This is a genomic window from Facklamia sp. P12950 (assembly GCF_050409465.1).
GTDB lineage: Bacteria > Bacillota > Bacilli > Lactobacillales > Aerococcaceae > Facklamia.
Genome location: NZ_JBNUPK010000001.1, coordinates 170,916 through 197,446, shown reverse-complemented (window position 1 = coordinate 197,446; position 26,531 = coordinate 170,916). Strand labels below are relative to the sequence as shown.

Below are 26,531 nucleotides of genomic sequence, written 5' to 3'. Positions count from 1 at the left end.
CTAATCTACCCTTGCATCCACAATTTCATTTTTAGCTTTTACAATTAATTTATCAGGGCGTCCACGAATCACTGTGCCGGGCTTAACCACGACATTTTTATCTAAAATGGCGTACTCTACTGTGGCTCCCTCTCCAATTTCAACCCCTTGTTGAATAATTGAATTTCTCACACTAGCATTCTCCCCAATTTGAACTCGCCGATTAATTAAAGAGTCGATTACTTCACCGTAAACGGTCGTTCCAGTTGCTAAAATTGCATTTCGCACATAGGAACGCTCATGGTAATAGGTTGGAATTCCATTTTTGGATTTGGTACGAACAGCCTGATCCGTATGGAATAAAGCTGCAAAGGATAAATGGTTTAACATGTCCATATTGGCTTGATAGTAGGCTTCTACCGTATTAATATTTGCGGTATAACCAGTATATTCATAAGGATGAATGCTATAATCCAATAAATAAAACTGAATAAGATCATCTATTTCAAGATACTGCTCTTCTCTATCAGCTCGGTCAATTAAAGCTAAAAGAATGTCTACAGATAGAAAATACATATCTAAGCTGGAACTAACGGATGCAAGAGCGGGTTTTTCTGAGTTAGGTAATAGATCGACGATATTTTTTTCTTCATCAAACGCAACGATGCGTTCGTTGGGATGGTCCATCCCTATAGTCGATGCAATCACATTTTTATAAACTAAAGTTACATCTTTCTTACTTCTAATGTGCGATTGACGTAAGTCATTAATATTTAAATTAGCGATAATCTTCGATCCAGATACAAAGACATACTTAGCTTTCGATCTTTCTAAGAAGATTCGATGATTATAATAGTAGTCTTCATGGTCGTTCTCTCGATGATAACGCGCCTTCCAGTCTTGTTGAGAGAAGGTGAAAATACCTCCTCTAATCCGTGAATCAAGATTCCATGAGGCTCCTGAGCGGATATGATCATACAGAGAGCGTCCGGACTCACCAATAAACATAGCCACCGATTGAACTTGAGCGTAAGAAAGAGAAGATAAAATAAAATCAATAATGCGATAACGACTCGCAAATGGCAAAGCTGCGATAGGACGATTATAAGTTAAAGGATATAGAGGTTGATTGTCTTCTGTTAAATTTAAAATTGCACAAGTCTTATGCTGAACCATTTAATTCTTCCTTTCTATCTGATCGCCAAAACCGACAACTGCAATGTCTCTTTCTGTTCCAATCACCATTGCTCCATCTGCTATTCGAGCATTCTCGCCAACAATTGCATACTCAATTCGACAAGATGCTCCAATCCTAGCATTAGCCATGATCACTGAATCGGTAATCTGAGAATCCAGCCCCACCTTTACGTTTTCGGAAAGAATAGACCGGTGAATTTCTCCTGATACATAACATCCATCAGTAACAAAGGAATCATAGATCGCCGCATGGTCCGTCACTACTTGCGGAGGTAGAACCGGATTATTCGAGTAGACACGCCAATCAGGATTGGAGTGATAGAGTGGGTGATCTTGATTCAAAATCTCCATATTTGCTTCCCATAAGGATGAAATAGTTCCCACATCTTTCCAGTAACCGTCAAAGGCATAAGCATAAGATGCTTCATCATTGGCTAAATAAAGTGGAATAACGTGTTTACCAAAATCTTCTAATTGATTATCTTGATCTTGATCTTCAATTAAATAGTTACGTAATTTCTGCCAATTGAAAATGTAGATCCCCATTGAAGCCAAATTTGATTGTGGCTGATCAGGTTTTTCCTCGAATTCAACGATACGATCATTTTTATCTGTGTTCATAATTCCAAAGCGTGTTGCTTCTTTGATAGGCACAGGTTTCACAGCAACTGTTAAAGAAGCGCCTTTTTCTTTATGAAAATCTAACATCTTTGAATAATCCATTTTATAAATATGATCTCCAGATAAAATTAAAACATATTCTGGATTAACAGAATCGATATAGGTTATGTTCTGATAAATAGCATTTGATGTCCCTTTAAACCACTTTTCTCCATCAGTGGATGAATAAGGTTGTAAAATAGTTGTGCCACCACCGCTAGCATTAAAGCCCCAAGCCTCCCCATTAGCGATATGACCATTTAATTCTAGAGGTTGGTACTGAGTAATGACCCCCACTTTATGAATGTTAGAATTTGCACAGTTACTTAAAGCAAAGTCAATAATACGATACCTTCCTCCAAATGGCACTGCGGGCTTAGCAATCTGCTTGGTCAAAACGCCTAACCTACTTCCTTGACCTCCGGCTAGTATCATCGCAATCATTTCATCTTTCATTTTAGCGTTTGGATACTAACTGCTTAGCATCCTTCTCCTTTCTATCTTGATGCAAATTTATATGTTCAATAAATTGAACGGATAAAGCTGGAACTTCAATCAAACAACAATAATCTTGCTTACAACAGCTTTTATTTTTTGCTTGGTAAAACTTTTGCCAATTTTGTTGATAACCTGCAAATTGATCTGCTTGACTATTAAGATAGACAAGAAAATCTCCACTTTCAGGGACACCTAATTCCACATCATAATAATGATTTTTTGAAAAATTAATCATTATCACAGAGTATGATTGTTTATTTTTAGACCAACGAATAAAACTTAGCAATCCTCTCTCTAAATCATCCGCATCCAAAACTGTTATTCCTTCTGGATGATGATCCAATTGATAAAATTCTGGCCTATTTAAGCCAATCTTATTGATGGTTCGCATAAACGCTTGATATTCACTATTATATTCTTGCTTTAGTCCTTGCCAATCTAATTCTTCATAATAGCGCCACTCTACAAATTGTCCCAATTCATTACCCATAAAATGAAGTTTTTTACCAGGTTGAGCTAACATATAGGCATGTAAAAGTCTCAAATCAGCAAATTGATCATAGCGACTACCTGGCATTTTAGCTAGCAAGGATTTTTTCCCATGAACAACCTCATCATGAGAGAAAGGAAGTAAGTAACGTTCTTTAAATTGATACATAAAAACAAAAGTAATGAGACGTAATTGAGCTGGCCTTTGATTGTAAGGAAGTTGGAAAAACCGTAAGACATCATTCATCCAACCCATATTCCATTTATAATCAAAACCCAATCCTCCATGAGCAATATCCAAAGTTATTCCGCTAGATGAAGTGGCTTCTTCAGCAATCATATAAACCTCAGGATAGTAATCTTGAACCCATTGATTCATTATGCGTAAGAAATGATAGCCTTCAAGGTTGTCATTTCCTCCATATTTATTAGGCGTCCAGGGACCTTGATCAAAATCGAGATAAAGAATATTTGAAATAGCATCTGCTCGAATACCATCCAAATGAAATTCAGACAGCCAATAATTTAAATTTGAGATTAGAAAAGATTGTACCTGTAATTTTCCAAGGTCAAAATTTAAACTACCCCAGCTAATATTTTTAGCTCGTTGAGGATCTGCATACTCATAACAAGCCTGACCATCAAAATATGCCAAAGCATTCGCATTTTGATTGAAATGACCAGGTACCCAATCAAGAATGACACCAATGCCTTCTTGATGAGCATAATTAACGAAATATTTAAAATCTTCATTACTTCCATATTGACCAGCGACTGCGTAATAGCCGGTTACCTGATAGCCCCAAGAAGGAGCATAAGGAAAGGCAGTTAGAGGCATAAACTCAATGTAGTTATAACCCATTTCTTTAACATAAGGAACTAAACTGTGAGCTAACTCTTTAAAAGAATAAGATCTTCCATCGGGATGCTGTCGCCATGAACTCTGATGAACTTCATAAATTTGTAAAGGACTGTCAAATTTATCTTTAGCCTTGCGTGCTTTTAGCCACTTTTGATCATTCCATGGGAATGGTGTGAGATCTTCGATAATCGATGCATCTTGAGGGGGTTTTTCAAATCGCATAGCGTAAGGATCAATTTTATATTCAATGTGATTATTTCCATGATCCATTCCATATTTATAACAATGTCCTGCTTGAGCGTTTTCAACATATAGACTCCATACACCGCCATCAAGTTTTTCCATCCATAGATTTTTCCAATTAGAAAAATCGCCTTGTAAATATACCTGCCAAGCATTGGGTGCCCATACACTAAACTGATAACCTTTTGAATTTGACTGAACCTGCTTGGCACCTAAAAAATGATAGGCTTGGTCATGCAATTGTGTTGAAAACTTTTCTATTTCTTTGTTTAAGCTACTTCGATCCAAGGAAAATGTCATTGGCAACCTTCCATTCTTATAATTGATAAGTTTGAGACGGACTATTAAGTGAATTAGGTAACTTGTTCAATTACCAATATTGTAACGGAACGCCCTCTATTTTAAAAGAATAATCCCATGACAAAGCCCATTTTAAAGTCAAAATGATATGTTCATTAATATTGAAATTATTTAGTTATAAATATTAAAAATTTAAGCTCTAAAACTCTTGTTTTTTAAATTCATACAAAAAAGCCTCTAACTGACTGAATTTCAGAAAGTTAAAGGCTCTTTTATAAGGGACACTCCATAAGAGTGTCGGTGAGTAACTAGTACTCACGAATCGCAAAATATCCTAAGATACTGCAAGTTGCAGTTCACAGCTCCAACTTGCTCTGTCGCCTTCCTGGCTTGAGCTCTTAGCTCTAGACAGCTTGCTTCCAATCTACCAGATTGTATTCGACTCATCGCAAGTATAAATCTTACCATAAGCAACGGGCATAGACAAGCTTATACTGCTAAGTTTTTATTATCCATCACTTCCAGTCGATAGCCATCAGGGTCAGATACAAAGAAGTAAGAAGCTTTTTGACCTGGAAGTCCTTTGAGCTCTGTTGTTTCGTAACCAGCTTCCTTACATTTTTGATGTTGCGCTTGAAGATTATCCACTCCAATAGCCATGTGAGAGAATCCATCTCCGATAGTATAGCCTTCCGAGTCATAGTTATAGGTTAACTCTAATTCAAAATCTGATCCAGGAACTTGTAAATAAAGCAAATCGAACTGATGTTCTGGAAAGCGACGATCACGCATCACTTTAAAATCAAAAACTTCCGTATAGAAAGTCAAGCTCGCTTTTCTATCTTTAATTCGATAGCAAGTATGTAACAATTTTTGTGTCATTATAATTCCTCCTGTATTTTTTACATATCTAGGCTTTGGAAAGCCATTGGTACAAGTTCACTGACTGTTGTTTGATAGATGGATTGGTCCTTACGTGTTAAATAGACAGGAGTGTCAGGCTCTGCCATTTCTACCAATACTTGACGGCAAATTGAGCAAGGCATTAAAAAGTCTTCCGTATCCCCTGCTACTGCAATTGCCTCAATAAAACCTGGACGGTATCCTTCGGATACAGCCGTAAAGATTGCTGAGCGCTCTGCACAATTAGTAGCACCAAAGGACACATTTTCAATATTAACACCTGTATAAACTTTACCGTCCTTAGTTAACAATGCTGCTCCAACGGGAAAATTTGAGTATGGGCAATAGGCTCTTTTTACTGCTTCACGAGCTTGTTCCATCAAAGAATTAATTGTTGTTTGATCCACTTTGATCCTTCTTCCTGTGTGTGATAATTAGTGATTTTATTCATCAATTTGAAGATTAATAATTTGATCTTGTTGTATACTTGCAATTAATTGGCGGATATTATCCGAAAAGCTCACCCATGAATAATAAGAAAAGCCAGTCATCATATAATATGCCGCACTATCAGCTGAACCGAGGTCTTCTTCAATTTCTGCTACTGTGATAGAACCATTGTTTTCATAATCTGTTAGCAGAGACTGGAAATCTTTACCTTCTTTAAAACAATTTTCATCGAAATAATGGAAATTAGCTTGCAACAATTGTTCTTCACTATAAATAAAGTTAAGATAGACTAAATTATTTTTAGAAAGAAAGTAATATTCGTCCGACTCTAAGTTATCTTGCTTTTTGCTCTTACTTGCTTGTCCTAATTGTTCGATAATAGATTCTCGAGAAAAATTATCAGCCGTAATCTCTGTCTGGATTCTGGATTGATAAAGCTTAATTTGATCTTCAAGACTTATAATATTATCTTGATAGTCATCAAATGCAACTATTTCAGACTCAGCTAAGGAAGCGGGTATCATGCCCTTTATTTTCTCTTCTAGAGGACGCTTATCGTCTTCTAAATCCTCTGACTTTTCATCTGTTGGATCAGGAATTTCTTTCTTTTCTGCTAATTCAAGGGTTAGTTGAGAATTGATGCCCTCAATCTTTTGGCTTTTTAAAAATTCATTGATCAGATAGTCTGATAAAACCGCTTGCTCTCTAAAATAAGCTAAACGATAGTCATCTTGCTTGTCTTTAGACGATACTTCTACTAACAGGCCGTCATCTTCCATAATATTCCCTTGCAGACTGGCCATTATTTGAAAATCTTTGGCAACAGCACGAGCTATTTCAATGGATTGATTTTGTTCTTCAATAAATTCGAGGGCCCCATAATATTGACTGGCTAAATAGACTAACTGATCGACTTGATAGATAGCAATTAATTCCATACCATATGGGGCATCTTCTCTTAAAAGGAAGGACTCCATACGGTAATTTTCTTCTAAATCGAGGGTCGTTCTTTTAGGTTCTAGATCATATTTCTTAGCCAATTGTTCTACTTTATACTCCACATCAAACTCTGTTAAGGAATCTTTTAAGGTTCGTAACTGTTGATCTTCTTGATCACTAACTTCAGTTGTTAAGTCATTTACTATCTCAATAGACATGTCATAAAAATCAGACTCCGTTTGGGCGTGGCTAGTCGGCAGTCTTAAAAAGAGGCTGAAAATAATGAAGGTAATACTTATAACTATTCTCTTGAAGACTTGTTTACTTTTTTTCATTAATTGTATCCAAATCATAGATTAACCGATCCTCAGAATATAAAACAGGAATACCCACATTGCCATTTTTTTTAACTTCATCGAATTCATTACGACTATCTCTTAATTTAAGAAACTCTTTTAAATTCTTCATTGAATCAGTTATATTGACTGCTTTGTAGCTCACTTCCATTTGATCTAAGCGGCTAATAAAAGCCTCCGTATTCGGACATTTATCAGAAAAATAAACTATGTTCATAACTTTTCCTCCTATATCATACTAATATTATTATACAATAGATTCCTCAAAAGACCTACTCAAGCATCATGCTAACTTTCATTGAAAATTTTACCAAGAAGGGCTAAACTGAAAAAGTATTGAACTATGGAGGGCAATTTATGAAAAAAACAATTGATTGGATTTGGCGCTTTGTCAAAGGCATGTTCATTGGATCAGGCTTTATTTTACCCGGAGTCTCTGGTGGTGCTTTAGCGGCAATTTTTGGTTTATATGAACGAATTATCCGTTTTCTAGCTAATATCACCAAAGACTTCGTTGAAAACATCATTTTCTTCATACCTGTCGGTTTAGGTGCCCTGTTTGGCATAGTCATCCTATCCTTCGGGGTTAGCCATGTTCTCGAAAATTATGAAACTTATGTCATGTGGTTTTTTGTAGGATGCATAGTGGGTATGATTCCTTCACTGTGGAAAGAAGCTAGTCAAGAAGGACGCAATCAGTCAGATTTGATTGTAATGGTTCTTTCTTTTATTGCGGCCTTATGTTTGCTTATATTTGGACAATCATGGTTTGGCGGACAGGTTTCAGCAAACTTCTTTACTTGGATGATCGCAGGTGCTTTGATTGCATTAGGAGTTCTGATTCCGGGATTGAGCCCTTCAAATTTTATTCTTTACATGGGCATGTACAAGCTAATGTCTGATGGGTTCAAAAGTTTAGACCTGACTGTAATTATTCCAATTGGAGTTGGTGGTCTATTAACAATACTGCTCTTGTCTAAACTAATTGAGAGAATTTTTGACCGCTACTATGCAAAGTTCTTCCACTTTATTTTCGGTGTTGTTCTGGCATCTACCTTTATGATCATTCCAACCGAATACACAAGTTTTCAACTTACTGACTATGCAATTTGCGGCCTCATGCTCTTATTAGGAAGTGCTTTAGGTTGGTGGATGGCACGCTTAGAAGAGAAGTATAAAAAAATTAATTAATTATAAATATTCACACTCCACCCTATTCATCAGCTTTAATCGATGGATAGGGACTTTTTTCGTCCCATTCAGTAGTAGATTAAATTGCAGGTCATTGCCCTTTCACTTATAATGAAGAAGACAAAAGGATATTTGAATTTTGTTATAAAACGATTCTTTTCAATAAATCGCTATAAAGGAGAAACTTATGACTTTACTAGAGCGTTATACTCAAGACCTCTTTCAAAAAAAAGTTTATGATTGTGATAATAAAGAACTATATACCGTATTAATGGAAGTGGTAAAAGATGAATCTCGCCGATTACCCTACCGAGATCAAGACCAAAAGCGAAAACTCTATTACTTTTCTGCAGAATTCTTAATTGGAAAAGTATTGAGTAACAATTTAATTAATTTAGGTATTTACAATCAAATTAATAACGAATTAATCGCTAACGGAAAGAACTTAATGGACATAGAACATGCTGAAAGAGAACCTTCCTTAGGAAACGGCGGCCTCGGTAGACTCGCTGCTTGTTTCGTCGATTCTATTACCAAGATGGGGATTAATGGTGATGGAATTGGCTTGAATTATCATTTTGGTTTATTCAAACAAGAGTTTTTTGATAATCAACAACACACCGTGCCAGATGCATGGTTAACTGGTCAAGACTGGATTAAAAAATCTCACCTGACTTTCGAAGTCCCCTATGCTTCTTTCACTCTAAAATCAACTCTGTATGACTTAGATGCTTTAGGTTATAAACAAACTCATCGTAATCGCTTGCGTCTATTTGATTTAGACACTGTCAATGAGTCTATTGTTTCTGAAGACTCAATTGATTTTGATAAGACAAATATTAAAGAAAACCTTACACTCTTCCTCTATCCTGATGATTCAGACCATGAAGGAAGATTGCTACGGATTTATCAACAATATTTTATGGTTTCAAATGGAGCGCAACTTGTTCTACATGAAGCTAAAGAAAAAGGTAGCAATTTACATGATTTAGCTGATTATGCCGTTATTCAAATCAATGATACCCATCCAAGCTTTATAATTCCTGAATTAGTGCGCCTTTTAATGAAGGAAGGCATTGACTTTGAAGAAGCCTATCAAATTGTGACTAAGATTACTGCTTTTACAAATCATACTATTTTAGCCGAAGCCTTAGAAACTTGGCCTTTCAATGATATTCAATTAATCATGCCAGAAATCGCCAATATTATTCAACGGCTCGACCAAGTGATTAGAAAACACTATCCCGATCAGGCTGAAGTTTGGATTATTGATAATTCAAATTATGTCCACATGGCTCATTTAGCCATTCACTTTGGTTTTTCTGTCAACGGTGTCGCAGAATTACATACTGAAATCTTAAAAACAACGGCTTTAAAACCTTTTTATGAGATCTATCCTGACAAGTTCCACAATATGACCAATGGCATCACCTTCCGCCGTTGGGTAATGGACGCTAACAAGGAACTTTCAGAATATCTAGACCTTAAAATCGGAACGCTTTGGCATAGAAATGCTGATCTTTCACAATTTATAGATTTTAAAGACGATGAGCGCACATTAAGTAAACTAAGAGCCATCAAACACAATAACAAGATGCGGTTGAAGAAAAGATTGCAAGACCGAATGAAGATTACAATTAATGAACACTCAATTATTGATATTCAAATCAAACGATTCCACGAATATAAACGACAACAGATGAATGCTTTATGGGTAATTCATAAATATTTAGATATTAAAAAGGGGAATATTCCTGAAACACCTATTACCGTTATTTTTGGAGGAAAAGCTGCACCCGCCTATACAATTGCACAAGATATTATTCATCTTATCTTAACTTTGTCACAATTGATTAGTTTAGATAAGGTGGTGGCTCCACACTTACAAGTAATAATGGTTGAAAATTATAATGTTACCAATGCTTCCTATCTTATTCCGGCAGCCGATATTTCTGAACAAATTTCCTTGGCTTCAAAAGAAGCTTCGGGTACAGGAAATATGAAATTTATGGCAAACGGTGCCCTAACGATTGGTACCTTAGATGGTGCTAATGTTGAAATTTTTGAAAAAGTTGGCCAAGATAATATCTATATTTTTGGAAAAGAAAGTCAGGAAATTATTCAACTCTATAAAAGTAATGGTTATTCATCCAATGAATATTATCAAAGAGAAACGATCAAACCTCTAGTAGACTTCATTGTTTCCCATGGTATGTTGTATTTTGGTAACGAAGAGCGTTTAAACCGTCTGCATCAGGAGTTAATTCATAAGGATTATTTTATGACTTTGATTGATTTAGAAGACTATATTGCAACTAAGGAACAGATGCTAAGAGACTATGAGGATATTGACACTTGGTATCAAAAATCAGTTGTTAATATTGCAAATTCTGGCTTCTTCTCAAGTGATCGGACCATTGGAGACTATAATGATGCCATTTGGCATTTGCCGGTCTCTTATGGTGATGAATAAATGAAAAGAGAGGGTGTTTTATCTATTATTAAACGGTAGCTCTCCTATCTAATTAATTGAATAAGACTATTTAAATAAATCTTTCTTAGCGCTGATCTTTTGATAATTCAATTAGGTAAAGACACTCGATAATATCATTCTACTCAATGTAACACCTACTAAATCAGAAATAACTTTAGAGAATGGATATTTTTTACAATTAGTTTCAAAATATGCTATGAAGAAAGAATAGGAGAAAAGCTATTGCCTTTATTTAAATCTTTTTCTTATAAAATTTTTTATTCATAACTTAGTTCTATTTGCATAATTATTAAAAAATGTTTTCGTGATTTATGGAATGTAAGGAGACATATAATGAGAATTGAAATGAATACAATCCAGTCTTTAGTAAGAGATAATAAGTGGTTTATTTCACTCTTTATCGTCCTAATGATGCTAAGACTTTTTATCTTCAGTGTTTATAAAGTTGAAGGAGCTTCTATGATGAATACCTTTGAACAAAACGATATCGTTATAGGAAGTCAAATTACTAAGATTGACCGTTTTGATATAGTAGTATTTAACGTTCCGGAAAAAAAGAAAAAATATATTAAGAGAGTTATTGGCCTTCCGGGAGATACCATTGAATATATTGATAATATACTTTATATCAATGGTGAAAAAATTGATGAGCCCTATTTAACAGACCAAGTAACACAGGATCTTAAAGTCGATTCGATCCCAGAAGGTTACTTATATTGCTTAGGCGATAATCGTAAAAGTTCGGTAGATTCAAGAAAAATCGGTTTAATACCTGAAAAAAATCTACTTTCAGAAATTAAAATAATCCTCTTTCCTTTTGACAAACTAACTACCTTCTAACCGAAATATAATAATCATAATAAAGAGGAGTTTAAACGATCGTTTAAACTCCTCTTTAAAAATATTTATTTTTGATCATACAAGGCACTGCCCACTCGAATGTAAGTCGCTCCTTCTTCTAAGGCGATGCGATAGTCCCGTGACATCCCCATACTTAGCTCTCCACAAGGAGCCCATGGATAATTCTTGCCAAGTATTAATACTTGTAATTCTTTTAATTCGGCAAAATAATGATGAAGTTCCGTTTCGCTGGCATCAATCGGCGCCATCGTCATTAAACCGACTATTTCAATTTTGTTATAGTCTTTAATGGCTTCTACCGCCTCTATGACACGATCCGGATCAAATCCGCCTTTCGTCTCTTCACCTGAAACATTGACTTGTAGAAAGCATTTTACTGTCCGATCTGCTCTTTTTTGAATTTCTTTGGCTAATGATAATCGATCCAGTGAATGTAAATAATCGATCTGATTAATAATCAATTTCACTTGACGAGATTGGAGGTGACCAACAAAGTGCCAAGTAATTTCTGATGCAATATCATTCAAAGCTTCTAGTTTTGCTAAGAATTTATCCGAGCGATTTTCGCCCATATCTCGAACGCCTAAATTATATAACTCTCTCGTCGTTTCAGCATCCACAAATTTAGTAATCGCCACCATATGAGTCGGATAGGTAGAAATGTCTTCGAGTACACTTGCTAAATTGGTTGCTAATAATTTTTTATCCACGTGATTCCTCCTAAGAAAATAGATAATAGTTTTCAAAAAGCCATGTAGCTAAATTGAGTATTAAAGGAATGGTAACAAGTGAACACATTGTTGTCAGTAAAACAATTTTTGCTCCACTTAAATAATCACCACCTACAATTTGACTTAAAAGAGCTGTCATCATAGCAGAAGGTCCAGCTAGTATCATTACTAAAATAAAAAAACTTTCAAAGGTTAAACCAGGGATGAACAATAGCATAATCAAATTAATTAAAGGCCAAATAATAAGCTTTATGCTAGCTATTTTCCACAATTTCCAATCAAGATAGTCAGATAAAGTAGCAATGTCTTCAAAATAAGCACCTAGAATAATCATAGCAATCGGGGAATAAACCTGATTTAATTGATGAATCCCTTCGGATACAACCGATGGAACAGAGATCTTAAAAACTTGAATGACTACTCCTATCAGAAAAGCAAACAGAATTGGACGAGCAGAGAATGTTATTTTTGGTTCTTTTTCTTTGGCTCTAATCATTTTTAAACCAAGTGTCCAAGAAAAGAAATTTGTAACTAGAAATAAGCCTGTGGTAATCATGACATAGGAAGGTTCGAAAACTGCTAAGGTCAGAGGAATACCAATAAAACCAACATTACCAAAGACTGTTGCAAACTTGGATACCCCATCCTCATTTTTCCCAAAATACCAATGCCCTACATAGATCCTCATTAACAGAAAAATAATATAAATAATCATTGCTAAGAAAAACTGAGTCATAAGGTCTTGCTGAATCGGCTTAAAAAAAGCTTCGATAATTATCAAAGGGGTCAAATATTTAACAATTACCGTATTCAATTGACTAATGGTCGTTTGCGTCAGAAGTTCTTTTTTAACTAAACTAAACCCAATCACCGCTATGGAAATCAGTATAATTAATTGCTTAAAAATGATGAGTGCTAAATCCATATCTCCCTCAATCTTTCATAACATTTTACTAGATATTATTATAACTCAACTTATCCCCTGAAGGAAGTTACCACCAATCAAGTAGGAGGCTAGTCAACTAATGGCTAGCCTCCTACTCGATTTATATCTAACTTATTATTCTTCGTCCATAACATCATGTAAAGCATCTGCCACAAATTGAACATTCGTTCCAATAATTACGTGGGCTGCATTTTCTCCCATGATCTTAACACCCGCAGCGCCAGAAGATTTTATTTTTTCTTGGTCAATTACTGAGGTGTCTTTAACATTCAAGCGAAGTCGTGTCGCGCAATTGGTAAAGTTTTCAATATTGTCTTTACCACCTAAAGCTTCAAGAATGCGGCGAGCTTGTTGGTATTCTTTTTCGGCTTTTGAATCCTTTAATTCTTTAGAATCCTTTTCAGGTAATGAACCTTTTCGCCCTCTTCCAGCATCAAAGTCTAAAGACAAAGGACCTTTTCTTCCTGGTGAAGCAATATCCAATTTTTCAATTAAGAAAGAGAAGACCAAATAATATAGACCGGCGAAAACTAAGCCTTGTAATATTAACATAAAGGGCTTGTTCGCTATTGGAATTTGTGAAGATAAAATAAAGTCGATTGCTCCGGCAGAAAAGCCAAAACCAGCTGTCCATTGCATAAAGGCAGCAAATCCTAAAGATAGCATTGATAAAATAGCATGAGCAAAATAAAGAACTGGGGCTATAAACATAAACGAAAATTCAATGGGTTCAGTAACACCTGTAACAAAAGCTGTGACTGCGCCTGCTAAGTATAAGGACCCTACTTCTTTACGGTAGCGAGGATCAGCCTTACGATAGATCGCTAAACCAGCAGCTGGTAAACCAAACATCATAACCGGGAAGAAGCCAGCTTGATACATTCCTGTAACACCCTTTTCACCTACAGATGCCCAGAAATTACCGATATCATTAATACCTATTAAATCGAACCAGAAAACAGCATTTAAAGCATGGTGTAAACCGGTAGGAATTAGTAGACGGTTGAAGAAACCATATAAGGCTGCTCCGAACCAGCCCATCCCTGAAATCCATTCTCCAAAGCCTACTAGCCCTTCATAAACAGGTGGCCAGATAAAATATAATAATCCTGAAACAAAAATCATAGCAATTGAAGTCAAAATGGGAACCATTCGACGCCCAGAGAAGAAAGCAAATGCATCAGGTAATCTAGTTTTTGAGAATTTATTATAAAGTGATGAAGCGGTAAGACCGGATATAATTCCGATAAAAGCATTATCTATTTTTTCAAAAGAATAGGATAATTCTTCTAAAGGAATATTGACAATATCTGTTAATTTATCCGGTTTCAGTAATGTAGTAACCATTAAAAATGCGACTAAACCTGATAAGGCACTTGACCCATCTCGATCGTTAGACATACCTAAAGCAACACCCAAAGCAAATAGAATGCCTAAATTACTGAGAATGGTATCTCCAGCAGTCATCAATAAAGCACTGAACTGGTTCCCACCTTGAGAGTCAATTGCATAGCCGATCCCTAGCATTAAGGCAGCAACAGGTAGTACCGCAACTGGTAACATTAATGAACGTCCCAGTCTTTGTAAATATGGATACATATTTTTCACTCCTTTTTATTTATCATATATAATATACCTCAATTTCGAAGCGTTTACAATCATAAATGTAAATTTACATTTTAGTGTGAACACTAAAAGGAGGTGTTGGGCTAATTTTTTTAACGATCTCTTCTAAAATCTAGCAAAAAAAAGAAACGACAAACCAAAAGTTTGTCGTTTGAATGTTTATATTTAAGATTATGCTACAACTGACACATTACTAGCTTGTAAGCCACGTTCTCCTGATTCAACATCAAAAGTTACTTTTTGGCCCTCTTCTAAAGTCTTGAAGCCTTCGTTATTAATAGCTGAGAAATGCACGAATACATCTTCACCATTTTCTTGTTCAATAAAGCCAAAACCTTTTTCTGAGTTAAACCATTTTACTGTTCCATTATTCATAAATGAAATCCTCCTTGCGCTGAGCGCGATTTTTTTGCAGATGTTACATAAGATAAAGAAAAGGATTAATTATGATAATGAATTAAGCTTTTAAATATTTTATTACTCTCTACTCAATTAAGTATACTGTAATTAGTCATATTAGTCAATCACTACTATCCTTCATACTTTATAATTCGAAAAACGAACTTATTTTAATAAATTTAAGTGTGCATCTACAGCAGTTTGTAAGAAGTCTAAGGTATCTTGAGGAGCTTTACCATCGTTCAATAAATTAGCTGAACTTGGTAACATAACCTCAGGTTGTCCCACTGTTGGCATATTTAAAAATGAAAGAATCTTAACCAAATCTTTATTGGCTATTGAACCACCCATAGCAGAAATTGAATGGGACGCAATTAAAGCTGGTTTGCCATTCCATACAGATTGTCCCCATGGACGAGAAGCAACGTCTAATGCATTTTTTAATGCTGCTGAGATTGTACGGTTATGCTCTGGAGTTACGAATAAAATCAGATCTTGGCGTTTCACTGCTTCACGGAAATCAGTGTAGGCTTGTGGTGAATTTTCATCCAAATCTTGGTTATAAAGAGGTAAGTTTGCAATATCTAAAAACTCTACTTCTGTTCCCTCAGGGTATAAAGTCACAATATTATCTGCCCATTGTTTAGAAAAAGAATTTTTCCGAGTTGATCCTACAATTACACCTAGTTTAGTCATATTTAATCATCCTTTTTATATGTATTTGTTCTAGTAGTTAATTTACTGAACATATGTATTTTATCTCGAATTCGGAATAAAAGCAAGAGGAATAGTTAATTTTTTTATATTTTATTTCTCCCAATGTGAAAGATCTGGTAGCATTGGAACTACTTCTCTGCGGAAAAAAATACGTCCTGTTCTTCCAGAATATTGTCCAATTTGATAGTCTCTAAAGCTAGTAGTGGCTTTGAAGGCTGGCATTTGATAAAGTTGTTTCATATAGCGCCATAAATTAGGGTAATCGCGCAATGAATGATGGAATAAGCCATAGATTGGCATATAAAGTAAATCATGACGGATTAAAGGGGTATATAATATTAAATCGGCTTCAGTCAATTGATCACCTAATAAAAACTGATTCTCAGCGAAATGTTGATCTAACTCGGCTAATACTTTAAAGTAAGCCTCTGCATTTTGATCAAATTCTTCTTGAGAGCGAGTATATCCCGCACGATTTGCTCCTCCCAATACTTCATCAATTATTTTTTGGATCCAACTATCAATCTCTGATCTCAAATTTTCTGGATAAAGATCTGGAGCATTGTCAGCATGAAAAGGTTTAAAACGGGTTGTAAAGTCTCTTAAAATATCTAGTGACTCAGAGTTAACCACTGTCTTAGTTTTAATATCAATTAATGCAGGTACAGAAAAAGGACCCTCATATTCTGGATCAGTATTTTTATAAAGTTCCGAAACATATTCAACTTCTAAAATCGCATCTTTGCCTCCAGTTTCATTAGAAAAATCCCATACTTTACTAGTTTTTATTGGACTAGCGATAGCTAGACTAACTACTTTATCCAAACCTAGTAATCTTCTAGCAATATCAGCCCTTTGAGCATAAGGACATGGAAAACTAAACGCAAGACGATAACGATTTGCTTCTACTGGATAAGCAAAATCTTCTTTATATACTTTTGGCATAAAATCACTCCTTTGTCTCATTATAGCAGTCTCTTACTCTTCTTTAGAATTTAATGCTCACTATTCGTAATTAAATTGGCAAGATTATAAATAAATTCTTTACAATCCATTGGATTATACTTGCTAGGCCCCTTGATTCTTTTACCAGCTTTCCACATTTTGTCCTAAATGTCTTTTGAAGAAAAGATGGTCTCTATTATATTCAATATATAATCTGTCAGAATGATAATTCACGCGATATTTTGAAAATAATAAAGAAATTATGCCATAATCTTGAGTAATTATAATATTAGCTTTTTAGCATTGGGAAAAAAATTAATCGTATCTGCAACTGCTTCAATATAGATGGTCTCTACCAAATCAAAAACAAATATTCTATTTGAAAAATAATCTATTGTCGTTATAACAAAGACCTTAATCTTATAAGCTGAGCTATTTGAATGGCTTCAGCCTTCACAGGACAAGCATCTATTAAAATCCTCATAACTCCTATTGTTTCAAAAACGGGTTGGGACAAAAGCCTTAAAGAAAGTCCGGTCAACGATACAATCGTTAATCGGACTTTTTCGGTTCTATAATCTACGTAAATACACAAAGCAGCGAGCCTAGATTAGAAAGTTACTTTCCAATCTAGGCTCGCTGTAAGTTTTGAGGCGACTGAGAAGACCTTTTATCCTAGCCCCTTTATAATGAAGATTAATTAGTCTTCAAAAACAGTTTGTTCTGTAACTTCGGTAGTTAAAGCTTTCAAAGCTTTGTCTACTAAGTGAGTGCGTAATTTGTATTCTTCTTCCATTGATAATGAAGGATTACCTAGTGGGTGAGGAATAGCAATTGCAGGAACGATACGGTTAGCACCTACTGTTAATGAGATAGGTGTTACAGTTGCCATATGTACTACAGGTAAACCTGTTTTTTCGATTTCTTTTACCATTGTTGCTCCGCAACGAGTACAAGTACCTCAAGTGGAGGTTAGAATAACTGCATCTACATTATGGTCTACTAAGTCCTTAGCAATTTCAGAAGCAAATGCTTTTGATGATGCAACTGAAGTACCATTACCTACAGTAGTATAGAAATAGTTATGTAATTCGCCAATTTCTCCATTACGTTCTTTTTCACGTAAAACATCCACTGGAATAACACGATCTGAATCTTGGTTAGCATAAACTGGGTCATAACCACCGTGAGCTGTTTCATATTCGCCTTCTTTAAGGTCTTCAACACCAGAGATGTCATAACGACCATATTTAGAAGCTGAAGAGGATTCAATATGGTCAGGGTTACCAAATGGAACAATACCACCTGAAGTAACAATCGCAATTTTAGCTTTGGTTAAGTCTTTAATTGCTTTTCCTGGTTCTACATTATCAAAATCAGGCATTGGGAATTCAGTAGTGAATTCTTCACCAGCTAATTTCTTAACTAACATATCCACTGCACGTTTAGAACCGCGATCTTCTGTAAAGAAGTTTTTACGGTGACGCTCAAAGTATTCGTCAGTAATTGGGTCTAATTCTTGGTCTGTCAAGATTTTGTTAACAACATTTGCAATTGCAGGAATTGCTTTACGCATTGTTGCAGCAGAGTTACCAGTCTTAACAATGTAAGGAACTTTCTTATACATGTCAACACCAGGGTTCTCTTCATACATACCGGCAACAGCTGGTACATTCAATTCTTGCATAACTGCAGTTGCAACAGCTCCAGCAGCTACACCGTATCGTCCAGCGTTAAATGCAGGTCCAGTGATTACTAAATCTGGTTCAAATGACTTAATCATTTCGATTACTTCATTAATAGCATCTGTATTTTCATTAAAGTATGAGTCACCACATACCACAGTTCCAACGATTTCTCCATTTTCAGCAATTGCACCATTGATTCCAACACCTGGTCCTACAACACCATCTTGTTTGAATGGTTTTGTATCAGCTTTTTCTTCTCCACCGATACCAGCGTAGAATTGATTAATGTAATGAACTACACGTTTTTTTGTCATGGTTTTACCTCCTTATTTAATAATTATACGCCACGAGCTGTGCGTTTGTTGAAGCCTAATTCGTTTGTAGCACCAGTAATTGCTTGAATTTCAACTTCAATTTCGCCATTTTCACGTAAGCTTCCGTCAAATCCGCCGGCAATTGTATCAACATAATCTAATGTTCCGATAACTTTATCCATTGGAGGTAAAACAACTACTTCATTGGCATTTCCACCTGTTACAACTGCGTTTGCAGATTTATCAGCGTCTGCTAATCCTTGAGAAGCTCCATCGCGTCCAGCGTACTCATCAGTAACAATTACTGTTTTAACGCCTTCAGCTTCAATCTTCTTAGTATTCATGATCAAGTCAGTATCAGGGTTACCGAATCCTTCTTGAGAAACAATTACACCATCTAAACCTAGGAATGAACATAATTTAGATGTCCAATCAGATGAACGTTTCTTATCATTTAAATATACAGCTTCGTTTGTGATGATAACTCCCATAAAGTTGATATCTTTACCATGACGCTCATAAAGATCCTCAATGATCGGATTGTTTAAGTGGTGGTAAGTAGTATTCTTATCACATGCAGACACACAGTTACCAGAAATAACTGCTCCATCCATTACTTCTGTAGGATATAAAATTGAAGGAACAATATGCTTAGCATCAGTTCCATAAACATAAGTATCATGCAATAACCCTTGAGTTTGTAACATGTATACATAACCAACTTTTGGAAGATCAGGATATTCTGAAATTTGTTCCAATAGTGGTTTTGTTTCATAAGTTACCACTTCGTCTGCTTCTGTTGCTGCAGCTAATGTTCCTAAATGCTTAGCAACCTTCAATCCAGCTTCACGAACTGCTTGCTCATAAGCGTATGTTTTTACACCTTCAGCTGGCTCAACCACTAAACAGATGTTGATTAATTGGGAGAATGGTGTTAATTCAGCACCAGGCCCTTGCATATCAACAATACCTTCTTGAAATCCTACAATTTTACCAACTGTAGCGACCGCACAACCTTTTAATACATGAGTACGGCCTTCCCCAACGCGATCAACTTTGCTGACTACACCTGGGAAAACTTCTGATGTTGAATCTACTTTACCACGTGGCTCAATAACATCTTTAATAGGTGTAATACGTACTGACTCACCAGGTTTTGCAATTTCGATTGAAACATTAGCAATATGATCGTCTTCTAAAACGATATTTTTAATTTCTTCTTCATTGATGTATAAAACATTGCCTTCTACTTTAGATGAATCTGCAAGTTTTACATCGTTAATTTGAATTTTACCTAATTCAAGTTTCATTCAATCACCTCTATTGTTATTTTCTAAATTCAGGAGTTAGTTAAAGCGTAATTCTGGTGAAAAATGAATACGCTGAAGGGTACTCTCCATTAAATCTAAATCGATCGTGGCAAAATCCTCCAAGACTGAATCTAGCCAATTTGGAGTTGCTCGGTCCTTGATGAATTTTTCATAAACTGCGATGGCTTGTTCAATTATCTCGAGACTTTCTAGATCGATTTGTGATTGTTTAGTAGTAGTGATAATTATTGATTTGTAGAAAGTTTCGTTCGGTTTGATTGAACCACTCAGTGGATGAGTCAACAACACATAATGTTCATTAATAACGAGCTTTTTAGTCTCATAAAGAACATCACCATAGTCCCCATCAATAAAAATGATTGGACATTGGTCGATAGTTTCATTCACTTTTGGATTATTCGATATGATTTTCATGGTTTCACCTCTAGACGCCAGTGCTTGCCATTTAACTAAGAACGATTACATCGGACTTTTCTAAATGTTAAGAACAAAGCCAAAACTTGGCCGCACTCTCCTTAGTTCTTGTGAACATTATAACAAAAACAAAAAAAATTTACAACAAAATTCCCCAATAAAGTATATTTTCCAAATGTGTTCTGTTTATAAAATCAATATAAAAATCACCTAAAACTCTAACAAGTTTAAAAAAATTTATTAGATTAGTGAACAATATATTGGAATAGATAACTGGTAAAATGTGAGTGATTTAGACTCTAATTTAACAATTGGAGTAAGTTATCTTCAAAAATTGCATAGCCTTCTTTCGTTAAGTGGATACCATCAATAGTATATCTATCCGAAATCTTACCGTTTGAGTCATAAACTCGTTCCCATGTTAATAATTTTATTTGAAATCTTTTTGATAGTTTTCTAAGTTCTTGATTTACCCAAGTGATTTTTTCTGGTTTTAGCCTTTCGGTTTCATCGGTTTGAATAATTTCAGAAAGGACTATTCTTATTTTAGGGTTCAATTCACTAATAAAAACTAATAATTGTGTCAAATAGGTAATAATAGACTCTTTTTTCATTTGATAATAAAGTTCATTAATTCCAAACATAATAAGAACTGCATCACTTTCAACTAATTCATTAGCAATTTTTTTAGCCATCTGCAGGCCCTCTTTAGCAATAATACCTTGTTTAGATACGTTAATAATCTTCCAGTCTCCCATACTTTCTTTCTTATAAAATGAGAGAATAGAATGTCCTAAAAATATAAGCTTTTTCATATTTCCTCCATTTTGAATTTCCTAAGTTACCGATTCATATAATCTTATTATAACATCATTATAATTTTGTGAACAAGATCACATGTTTATGGGTTTATTAGTATTATTTAACTTAAATTGTTAGAATTATAAATAATTATCCATTATAATTAATATCAGTTAGAAACATTAAGCTATCTTATTGTTTTAGAAAGAAGGTTTAATATGACTAAAAATAAATATTTGTATTTAACATTTGATTCTACAACTGATGCCATAGCTGCTGAAGCACAATTTAAAGCCGCTAATATTAAAGGTCGTCTGGTTATGATTCCTCGAGAACTTTCAGCAGGTTGTGGAATGTCTTGGAGATCTGAACCTCATTTAAAGGAAGTGTTACTAACGGTTGCTGAAAAAAATAATATAAATTTGAAACAAGTAGAAATCTTATAGCTTCAGATTTTTTACAAAGTATATCTATTTTCTAGTATCAGCTATTTATTCAGTTCTTATATCTGTTATAATTATGGGTGTAAATTGTTAATTAAGGAGAATGAACATGTTAAAAACGATTAAAATTAATTTTGAAACCATCGAATTAATGGACTTCTTTTGGCAAACAGCTGCTCGTCGTGAAAAATTAACCGATTCTTACTTTTTAGATATAGCCAATCGTCCAGAAATGGAAGTTATCTATACTGAGGGATTCGATTCAAACTCAGTAAGAAAAGTTTTATCGGCCGTTATTAACTATGAACCAGTCAATGAAGCAACTAAAAAAGAATTAGAATTCTATCAATCAAACAAATTCTTTGCTGATGATCCTGGAAATGTCGAACTCACCCTCCCTACTGTTAAAACTTTAAATGTCGATGAAATGAAAGAAACTTTTTCAGGAGACACAAAGTATGAAGAAATAAAAATTAATTTTGTTCCTGCATACGACATCGTGGATCAAATTGATGGTGATACACTGACAATTAATTTCTTCAAACTTGGTATTGATTTCACAGATTTCGAAACGGTACTCATAGAAGGTAAAAAGCTTAAGGACTATTTAGAAGAAAAACTTAAAGAATTACTCGAATAAAGCTTAAACCTCATTTGAGGATAACTTAATCGAGACCCTGGCTTCAGTCTGGGAGACTGGGCTAAAAGTCCTCAATACAACATAAAAATCAGCGAGCCAGAGTGCTTAGGCTCGCTGATTTTTGCTGTTTTGATTAAAATAATAATTCTTGCATACTATACATAATAGTAATTAACAGCTAGGATGCCGATAAAAAGGGGCTTTTATGGATAAAAATTAAACCGTAGCTAAATATATTATTCTACTTCATTTAAACTTTGATATTCCTATGGATCAGGAAGCGCCATTAATCAGTCGGTACTTTCGTCTTAAATGACCACCATCTCTTCCAAGATAAAGTTTATTTACTGATGGCACGAAGCTAGAAGCCGATGCTGATTAGCATTCCTAACATTTACGCTCAATCCTAGTTTGGTGCTGAGATAGTATTTGGTCGCAATTTTATTGTGCGAAGAATAAAGCTCAAGGGAGAAAAGGGATAAAAAATGACCGGAGTCTCCTTACAATGACTATGAATCTCACACAATCACCCCATTATTTACAAACTTCCCGACATTTTGGGCTTGTTATTCACTATTCTTATTCATTAAACGACAAAAACAGTGGCGAATCTCATGTTTAATGATTCGCCACTGTTTTTAGGACTTTTTGCTCAGTCCCGTTTTAATTACTTATGTAAAGTGTTTACATATAACCTTTTTCTTTAACAATTTCATTGGCTTTCTTAGCATTTGCGCCACTAATCATTACGATAGGACCTGAACATCCCATCCCTGATTCAGCGTAAATACCTTCTTTCCATAATGCTTTAACAGCATCTTCAAGGTCTAATACATCAATTCCGTTAATTTGAGCTGTAACTACTTCTTTAGCTGGTGCTTTAATTTCTTCCTCAGCTACAGTAGCCTTAGGTTGAAGTCCTTCACGAACATCCTTAAGACCTGCTTTTTTAGCAGATTCATATTCTTGCTTAGCTACAGTCGTTAATTTACCTTTAGCCATTTGGAAAGCATATTTTAATGCATTGGCAATAACAGGTGCTCCTGAAGCACGTGATACGATATTAATAATATGGTCGTATCCATCTCCAACACCTGGACCATATCCGAATCCAGTTGTTTCGTAAGTACCACCTGAAGTGTATGATCCGAATAGTTTCATTAAGATATTACCTGTTAAAGAATCACAAACCATTACGTCTGCAGAACCCAATAACAAGTCATTACCACGTAAAACTACGCCACCATCTGAACGAGCAGACTCGCCAAATGTAATATCATAGCCTTTTTCTTGTAATTGTCTTAAAGCACGTTCAACAGTATTAGCTCCGTCAACGTTCACAATTCCAACTGTTGGGTTTTGAATTCCTTTGGCTTTAGCCACTGCGATACCATTAATAGCGTTTAAGACCATTGCTTCTGTACGGACAGTAGCTGTAGTACCAGTAGTTGTAGCAATGAACATTTCACGCCCTAAAGCAGGTGAAATTACACGGCCTACAGTTGATACACCAATCGGGAATGTATGGTGAAGTGTTACTGCCCCATGAATAGTTCCATCATTTAATAATTTTTCAAGCGTTTCTTCAACCGCTGATTCATCATTAGCTTCATAATGTTCGTATTCTTCAGTCCAGTCTAATTTTTCACCAATCAGAACGACTTCAAATAGACCTTCTGATTTTGCCAGAGCAGCTGCTTCACGCATAACATCAAACCCTAGTTCAGAGCCATTGATGGTTAGACCAATCTTAATAGATGGTCCAACTTGACCGCTCTCTAACGTATGAGCTAATTCGTTTATAACATCTTTAATTGCTTGATTCACTTGGTTAGACATGCGTATTGCTCACCTCTATTCTTCTTCTGATGAAAAGTTTTCAGCAAATTGGCGTAATGCCTTAGCAACTTCTGCTTTAACAACTTCTTTCAAGTCGCCGTCAACAGCTGTTTCAACTTCTCCTGAGTTACGTTCAATAATTATTGATACCCCGTCAAATAAGTTAGTCATACGTCCTAAGAATAATGAACCCTTACCAACGATCATTGCCCGATTAATACCTGAATCACTTGTCATATCGTCATAAGCGAATCCTAGGTAAGGAGCTCCTGAAGGAATATGACCTTGAGTTGGTGCCCAACCAGGAATTCCTTTTTCTGCAACAAAGTTAGCTAAATCAGCACGTTCTAATTCTTTACGTAATACTCCTACCGCACCAATCATCTTAAGGTTAGCAGTTGGCACATCTCCAGCACCAGCAGATTTAGTAATATCTGGGTTTTGCATTTCAACTGAGAAAATATCAACATCTGGAATAGTTAAGCCTGCTTTATCTAAAGGATCTCCTACCAAAGCAGTCATAACCGCTTGAGGTGAAGAACCAGATGAAACAGTATGACGTCCAGTAACATCTGTACGGATCACTGGGCTCTTTCCATCGTTTTGAGAAATTAAGTAGGCCACACCAGCTACTGAATCCTCTAATAATGGCATATCTTTTTCATAATGAGATTTACCATTCATACCTAATTTAGCAGTAGAACCTCCGGCAACAACCGCTACTGCTTTATATGTTCCAGCTCTTACTAATGAAGCTGCACTGATCAATGCATGTGTTGGTGCCCCACAGAAAGCACGTAAGTCAGATCCTGAAGCATTTTTTAGACCACAAAGCTCTGCAATAGCTTTAGCCATGTTACCCCCACCACGCTGGTTCATGTCGCCGATTGCTTCTTCTGATGCCTCAATCACATATTCAATGTCTTCAGCATTGATATCTTCAGTATCTCGTAATAAGTGGCGTAAAGATAAAACACCTGAAGCTTTGTTAACTAAGTTTTCTAGCATGATATGAGCATTTAAGTTAGGGTCAATATCGTGGGCACGTGAAACCACGCCGACTAATTCACCTTCATAATATAGTCCCTCAGCTTCATACTCATCGATATGTTTTTGTAACCATTCAGCCGATTCGGTGTTTTTAATCTTGTCCACATCATCTTTAAAGATTTCATTTTCTGCCATAACTTCTTTTACCTTAGCAGCAAATCCTTCTTCAAGATATACTAAGTCAAATACGTCTACGATTGAAAGTAGTCCGTAAAATTCAATCTCTGGCATAATTTCGCCACGTTTTGAGTAACGTCCACCTTCAGCTTTAGTTTTGAAACGTGGTTCTTCAATTTTTTTCAATTCAGAATAATGCATATTATTAATATACGTTTGGTTATTAGGGTCTGTTAGAACCTCTTCGTAACTACGTAAATGTTTATCTAGATTCTTAAGATATTCAGAATCTGGAGTGGTGATGCGCTCAGTGGTTTGAGTCGTACCATTATGAATTAACATATTAGGTGTATGTGCTAGAGTATAAGCTGCACCTTTCAATACTGGAAGAGTCATTTGCATTCTCCTTTTTTATGGTTAGTTTATATTGTATATTATTTCACATATCTGTTAAAAAAGCAAGTCTTTAGAACTCTCTGAATAAAAAAGCCAGCATAAGCAAACTGCTTTTACTGGCCCTCCTTTTAGATATAATTTTTAAAAATTATACTGAATATTTAGAAAATTGATCGCGAATTGATTTCATTTCTTCAGCGATTGAATCAACATCTAATACCATTTCCATCATACCGATTTGTTCATCGTAAATGTCTGGATCAGCGTATTCTTTGAACTCAGGTTCAGTTGCATGGTATACAGCTAAACCTAGAGGTGTGTTTGTTAAAGCACCCGCATAAGTTGGGTCTCCGTTGGTAACTGTTTCAGCTGCTAGACCAGCAGATTCTGCTTCAGCCCCACCTAAGATTACAACAAGATTTTCTGCACCGTGTTTTTCAGCAGCTTCTTTAATACGACGTTGGTTTTCCAAATCCATGGCTCCTGCAGCCGTTCAAACGAAGCACTCTGTTGATGACATTAAAATCTCAACTGGTTTACCTTCTAAACTAGCTTCGATTGCTTGTCCTGGAATACCGTCACGGTCTCCAATGATCAATAATTTTTTATTATCCATTGACATAATGTTACCTCCTAAGATATTCGAAATAAAATGTTCGCAACAACAATATATCACTACTATGACTGTAGTATAACCCTAGCTTTCATATTT

The 26,531-nt window shown here is 35.4% G+C and carries 25 protein-coding genes; 5 read left to right on the top strand and 20 right to left on the bottom strand.

Annotated features, from left to right (window positions below; all coding sequences use genetic code 11):
* From glgD to ACQV2Q_RS01040, 7 genes are all read right to left on the bottom strand, one after another.
* The gene (gene glgD / locus ACQV2Q_RS01070) at nt 1-1,155 is read right to left on the bottom strand and encodes a glucose-1-phosphate adenylyltransferase subunit GlgD (RefSeq protein ID WP_428872924.1); all 1,155 of its coding nucleotides are present in this window, start codon (nt 1,153-1,155) and stop codon (nt 1-3) included.
* Nucleotides 1,156-2,292, bottom strand: coding sequence for a glucose-1-phosphate adenylyltransferase (locus tag ACQV2Q_RS01065; protein WP_428872923.1), 1,137 nt, complete (start codon nt 2,290-2,292; stop codon nt 1,156-1,158).
* Between the two features lies 1 nt (nt 2,293).
* Nucleotides 2,294-4,228 (bottom strand): 1,4-alpha-glucan branching protein GlgB, encoded by a 1,935-nt coding sequence (gene glgB, locus ACQV2Q_RS01060; protein ID WP_428881691.1) that lies wholly within the window; start codon nt 4,226-4,228, stop codon nt 2,294-2,296.
* Nucleotides 4,229-4,717: 489 nt separating this feature from the next.
* On the bottom strand, nt 4,718-5,110 hold the full coding sequence (gene gloA / locus ACQV2Q_RS01055) for a lactoylglutathione lyase (RefSeq protein WP_428874635.1): 393 nt from the start codon (nt 5,108-5,110) through the stop codon (nt 4,718-4,720).
* 20 nt (nt 5,111-5,130) lie between these two features.
* Nucleotides 5,131-5,538, bottom strand: a complete 408-nt coding sequence (gene cdd / locus ACQV2Q_RS01050) for a cytidine deaminase (protein ID WP_428872834.1) — start codon at nt 5,536-5,538, stop codon at nt 5,131-5,133.
* A 36-nt stretch (nt 5,539-5,574) separates the two neighbouring features.
* Nucleotides 5,575-6,855, bottom strand: coding sequence for a hypothetical protein (locus tag ACQV2Q_RS01045; protein WP_428881690.1), 1,281 nt, complete (start codon nt 6,853-6,855; stop codon nt 5,575-5,577).
* On the bottom strand, nt 6,842-7,093 hold the full coding sequence (locus ACQV2Q_RS01040; protein ID WP_428881688.1) for a hypothetical protein: 252 nt from the start codon (nt 7,091-7,093) through the stop codon (nt 6,842-6,844). Before ACQV2Q_RS01040 ends, ACQV2Q_RS01045 begins: the two co-directional genes overlap by 14 nt.
* Nucleotides 7,094-7,233: 140 nt before the next feature.
* Here ACQV2Q_RS01040 and ACQV2Q_RS01035 point away from each other — a divergent pair, with 140 nt between their 5' ends.
* The 3 genes from ACQV2Q_RS01035 (at nt 7,234) to lepB (ending at nt 11,401) form a co-directional block, all read left to right on the top strand.
* Nucleotides 7,234-8,067, top strand: coding sequence for a DUF368 domain-containing protein (locus ACQV2Q_RS01035; protein ID WP_428881687.1), 834 nt, complete (start codon nt 7,234-7,236; stop codon nt 8,065-8,067).
* Between the two features lie 187 nt (nt 8,068-8,254).
* On the top strand, nt 8,255-10,540 hold the full coding sequence (gene glgP / locus ACQV2Q_RS01030; RefSeq protein WP_428881686.1) for a glycogen/starch/alpha-glucan family phosphorylase: 2,286 nt from the start codon (nt 8,255-8,257) through the stop codon (nt 10,538-10,540).
* A gap of 354 nt (nt 10,541-10,894) precedes the next feature.
* A complete protein-coding gene (gene lepB / locus ACQV2Q_RS01025) occupies nt 10,895-11,401 on the top strand; it encodes a signal peptidase I (protein ID WP_428872828.1) in 507 nt (168 codons plus the stop codon).
* Nucleotides 11,402-11,466: 65 nt separating this feature from the next.
* Here the strand turns inward: lepB and ACQV2Q_RS01020 are convergent, their stop codons facing one another.
* The 10 genes from ACQV2Q_RS01020 to ACQV2Q_RS00975 form a co-directional block, all read right to left on the bottom strand.
* Complete coding sequence (locus ACQV2Q_RS01020; protein ID WP_428875756.1) at nt 11,467-12,132, bottom strand: YggS family pyridoxal phosphate-dependent enzyme; 666 nt, start codon at nt 12,130-12,132, stop codon at nt 11,467-11,469.
* A gap of 10 nt (nt 12,133-12,142) precedes the next feature.
* A complete protein-coding gene (locus ACQV2Q_RS01015) occupies nt 12,143-13,078 on the bottom strand; it encodes an AEC family transporter (RefSeq protein ID WP_428872826.1) in 936 nt (311 codons plus the stop codon).
* Nucleotides 13,079-13,213: 135 nt separating this feature from the next.
* Nucleotides 13,214-14,698 carry an N-acetylglucosamine-specific PTS transporter subunit IIBC gene (gene nagE, locus ACQV2Q_RS01010; protein ID WP_428881685.1) on the bottom strand — a complete coding sequence of 495 codons (1,485 nt, stop codon included), beginning with the start codon at nt 14,696-14,698 and terminating at the stop codon, nt 13,214-13,216.
* 198 nt (nt 14,699-14,896) lie between these two features.
* Nucleotides 14,897-15,100, bottom strand: coding sequence for a cold-shock protein (locus ACQV2Q_RS01005; RefSeq protein ID WP_258435605.1), 204 nt, complete (start codon nt 15,098-15,100; stop codon nt 14,897-14,899).
* A gap of 189 nt (nt 15,101-15,289) precedes the next feature.
* Complete coding sequence (locus ACQV2Q_RS01000) at nt 15,290-15,820, bottom strand: NADPH-dependent FMN reductase (protein ID WP_428872823.1); 531 nt, start codon at nt 15,818-15,820, stop codon at nt 15,290-15,292.
* Nucleotides 15,821-15,931: 111 nt separating this feature from the next.
* Nucleotides 15,932-16,786: a glutathione S-transferase C-terminal domain-containing protein gene (locus ACQV2Q_RS00995; RefSeq protein ID WP_428872822.1), complete on the bottom strand. Its 855-nt coding sequence runs from the start codon at nt 16,784-16,786 to the stop codon at nt 15,932-15,934.
* A gap of 700 nt (nt 16,787-17,486) precedes the next feature.
* On the bottom strand, nt 17,487-18,788 hold the full coding sequence (gene grdB, locus ACQV2Q_RS00990; RefSeq protein WP_428874630.1) for a glycine reductase complex selenoprotein B: 1,302 nt from the start codon (nt 18,786-18,788) through the stop codon (nt 17,487-17,489).
* Between the two features lie 23 nt (nt 18,789-18,811).
* Nucleotides 18,812-20,098 carry a glycine/sarcosine/betaine reductase component B subunit gene (locus ACQV2Q_RS00985; RefSeq protein WP_428872819.1) on the bottom strand — a complete coding sequence of 429 codons (1,287 nt, stop codon included), beginning with the start codon at nt 20,096-20,098 and terminating at the stop codon, nt 18,812-18,814.
* Nucleotides 20,099-20,134: 36 nt separating this feature from the next.
* Nucleotides 20,135-20,533: a GrdX family protein gene (locus ACQV2Q_RS00980; RefSeq protein WP_428872818.1), complete on the bottom strand. Its 399-nt coding sequence runs from the start codon at nt 20,531-20,533 to the stop codon at nt 20,135-20,137.
* A 299-nt stretch (nt 20,534-20,832) separates the two neighbouring features.
* Nucleotides 20,833-21,348 carry an SGNH/GDSL hydrolase family protein gene (locus ACQV2Q_RS00975; protein ID WP_428872816.1) on the bottom strand — a complete coding sequence of 172 codons (516 nt, stop codon included), beginning with the start codon at nt 21,346-21,348 and terminating at the stop codon, nt 20,833-20,835.
* A 204-nt stretch (nt 21,349-21,552) separates the two neighbouring features.
* Here ACQV2Q_RS00975 and ACQV2Q_RS00970 point away from each other — a divergent pair, with 204 nt between their 5' ends.
* The gene (locus tag ACQV2Q_RS00970) at nt 21,553-21,780 is read left to right on the top strand and encodes a DUF3343 domain-containing protein (protein ID WP_428872815.1); all 228 of its coding nucleotides are present in this window, start codon (nt 21,553-21,555) and stop codon (nt 21,778-21,780) included.
* A gap of 106 nt (nt 21,781-21,886) precedes the next feature.
* A complete protein-coding gene (locus tag ACQV2Q_RS00965) occupies nt 21,887-22,417 on the top strand; it encodes a hypothetical protein (RefSeq protein WP_428881684.1) in 531 nt (176 codons plus the stop codon).
* 684 nt (nt 22,418-23,101) lie between these two features.
* Here the strand turns inward: ACQV2Q_RS00965 and grdD are convergent.
* From grdD to grdA, 3 genes are all read right to left on the bottom strand, one after another.
* On the bottom strand, nt 23,102-24,256 hold the full coding sequence (gene grdD, locus ACQV2Q_RS00960) for a glycine/sarcosine/betaine reductase complex component C subunit alpha (protein ID WP_428874629.1): 1,155 nt from the start codon (nt 24,254-24,256) through the stop codon (nt 23,102-23,104).
* A gap of 15 nt (nt 24,257-24,271) precedes the next feature.
* The gene (gene grdC / locus ACQV2Q_RS00955) at nt 24,272-25,819 is read right to left on the bottom strand and encodes a glycine/sarcosine/betaine reductase complex component C subunit beta (RefSeq protein WP_428875758.1); all 1,548 of its coding nucleotides are present in this window, start codon (nt 25,817-25,819) and stop codon (nt 24,272-24,274) included.
* Between the two features lie 148 nt (nt 25,820-25,967).
* A complete protein-coding gene (gene grdA / locus ACQV2Q_RS00950; RefSeq protein WP_258435592.1) occupies nt 25,968-26,441 on the bottom strand; it encodes a glycine/sarcosine/betaine reductase complex selenoprotein A in 474 nt (157 codons plus the stop codon).
* Between the last annotated feature and the right edge of the window lie 90 nt (nt 26,442-26,531).

Excerpts from the sequence above, each read along its gene's own strand:
- ACQV2Q_RS00970 (WP_428872815.1), top strand. The coding sequence starts at position 21,553 with ATGACTAAAAATAAATATTTGTATTTAACATTTGATTCTACAACTGAT.
- ACQV2Q_RS01000 (WP_428872823.1), bottom strand. The coding sequence starts at position 15,820 with ATGACTAAACTAGGTGTAATTGTAGGATCAACTCGGAAAAATTCTTTT.
- glgB (WP_428881691.1), bottom strand. The coding sequence starts at position 4,228 with ATGACATTTTCCTTGGATCGAAGTAGCTTAAACAAAGAAATAGAAAAG.
- ACQV2Q_RS00995 (WP_428872822.1), bottom strand. The coding sequence starts at position 16,786 with ATGCCAAAAGTATATAAAGAAGATTTTGCTTATCCAGTAGAAGCAAAT.
- ACQV2Q_RS00980 (WP_428872818.1), bottom strand. The coding sequence starts at position 20,533 with ATGAAAATCATATCGAATAATCCAAAAGTGAATGAAACTATCGACCAA.
- grdD (WP_428874629.1), bottom strand. The coding sequence starts at position 24,256 with ATGTCTAACCAAGTGAATCAAGCAATTAAAGATGTTATAAACGAATTA.
- ACQV2Q_RS00985 (WP_428872819.1), bottom strand. The coding sequence starts at position 20,098 with ATGAAACTTGAATTAGGTAAAATTCAAATTAACGATGTAAAACTTGCA.
- nagE (WP_428881685.1), bottom strand. The coding sequence starts at position 14,698 with ATGTATCCATATTTACAAAGACTGGGACGTTCATTAATGTTACCAGTT.
- ACQV2Q_RS01040 (WP_428881688.1), bottom strand. The coding sequence starts at position 7,093 with ATGAACATAGTTTATTTTTCTGATAAATGTCCGAATACGGAGGCTTTT.
- ACQV2Q_RS01045 (WP_428881690.1), bottom strand. The coding sequence starts at position 6,855 with ATGAAAAAAAGTAAACAAGTCTTCAAGAGAATAGTTATAAGTATTACC.
- gloA (WP_428874635.1), bottom strand. The coding sequence starts at position 5,110 with ATGACACAAAAATTGTTACATACTTGCTATCGAATTAAAGATAGAAAA.
- ACQV2Q_RS01035 (WP_428881687.1), top strand. The coding sequence starts at position 7,234 with ATGAAAAAAACAATTGATTGGATTTGGCGCTTTGTCAAAGGCATGTTC.
- ACQV2Q_RS00975 (WP_428872816.1), bottom strand. The coding sequence starts at position 21,348 with ATGAAAAAGCTTATATTTTTAGGACATTCTATTCTCTCATTTTATAAG.
- ACQV2Q_RS01015 (WP_428872826.1), bottom strand. The coding sequence starts at position 13,078 with ATGGATTTAGCACTCATCATTTTTAAGCAATTAATTATACTGATTTCC.
- ACQV2Q_RS01005 (WP_258435605.1), bottom strand. The coding sequence starts at position 15,100 with ATGAATAATGGAACAGTAAAATGGTTTAACTCAGAAAAAGGTTTTGGC.
- grdC (WP_428875758.1), bottom strand. The coding sequence starts at position 25,819 with ATGACTCTTCCAGTATTGAAAGGTGCAGCTTATACTCTAGCACATACA.
- lepB (WP_428872828.1), top strand. The coding sequence starts at position 10,895 with ATGAGAATTGAAATGAATACAATCCAGTCTTTAGTAAGAGATAATAAG.
- glgP (WP_428881686.1), top strand. The coding sequence starts at position 8,255 with ATGACTTTACTAGAGCGTTATACTCAAGACCTCTTTCAAAAAAAAGTT.
- ACQV2Q_RS01065 (WP_428872923.1), bottom strand. The coding sequence starts at position 2,292 with ATGAAAGATGAAATGATTGCGATGATACTAGCCGGAGGTCAAGGAAGT.
- ACQV2Q_RS00965 (WP_428881684.1), top strand. The coding sequence starts at position 21,887 with ATGTTAAAAACGATTAAAATTAATTTTGAAACCATCGAATTAATGGAC.
- glgD (WP_428872924.1), bottom strand. The coding sequence starts at position 1,155 with ATGGTTCAGCATAAGACTTGTGCAATTTTAAATTTAACAGAAGACAAT.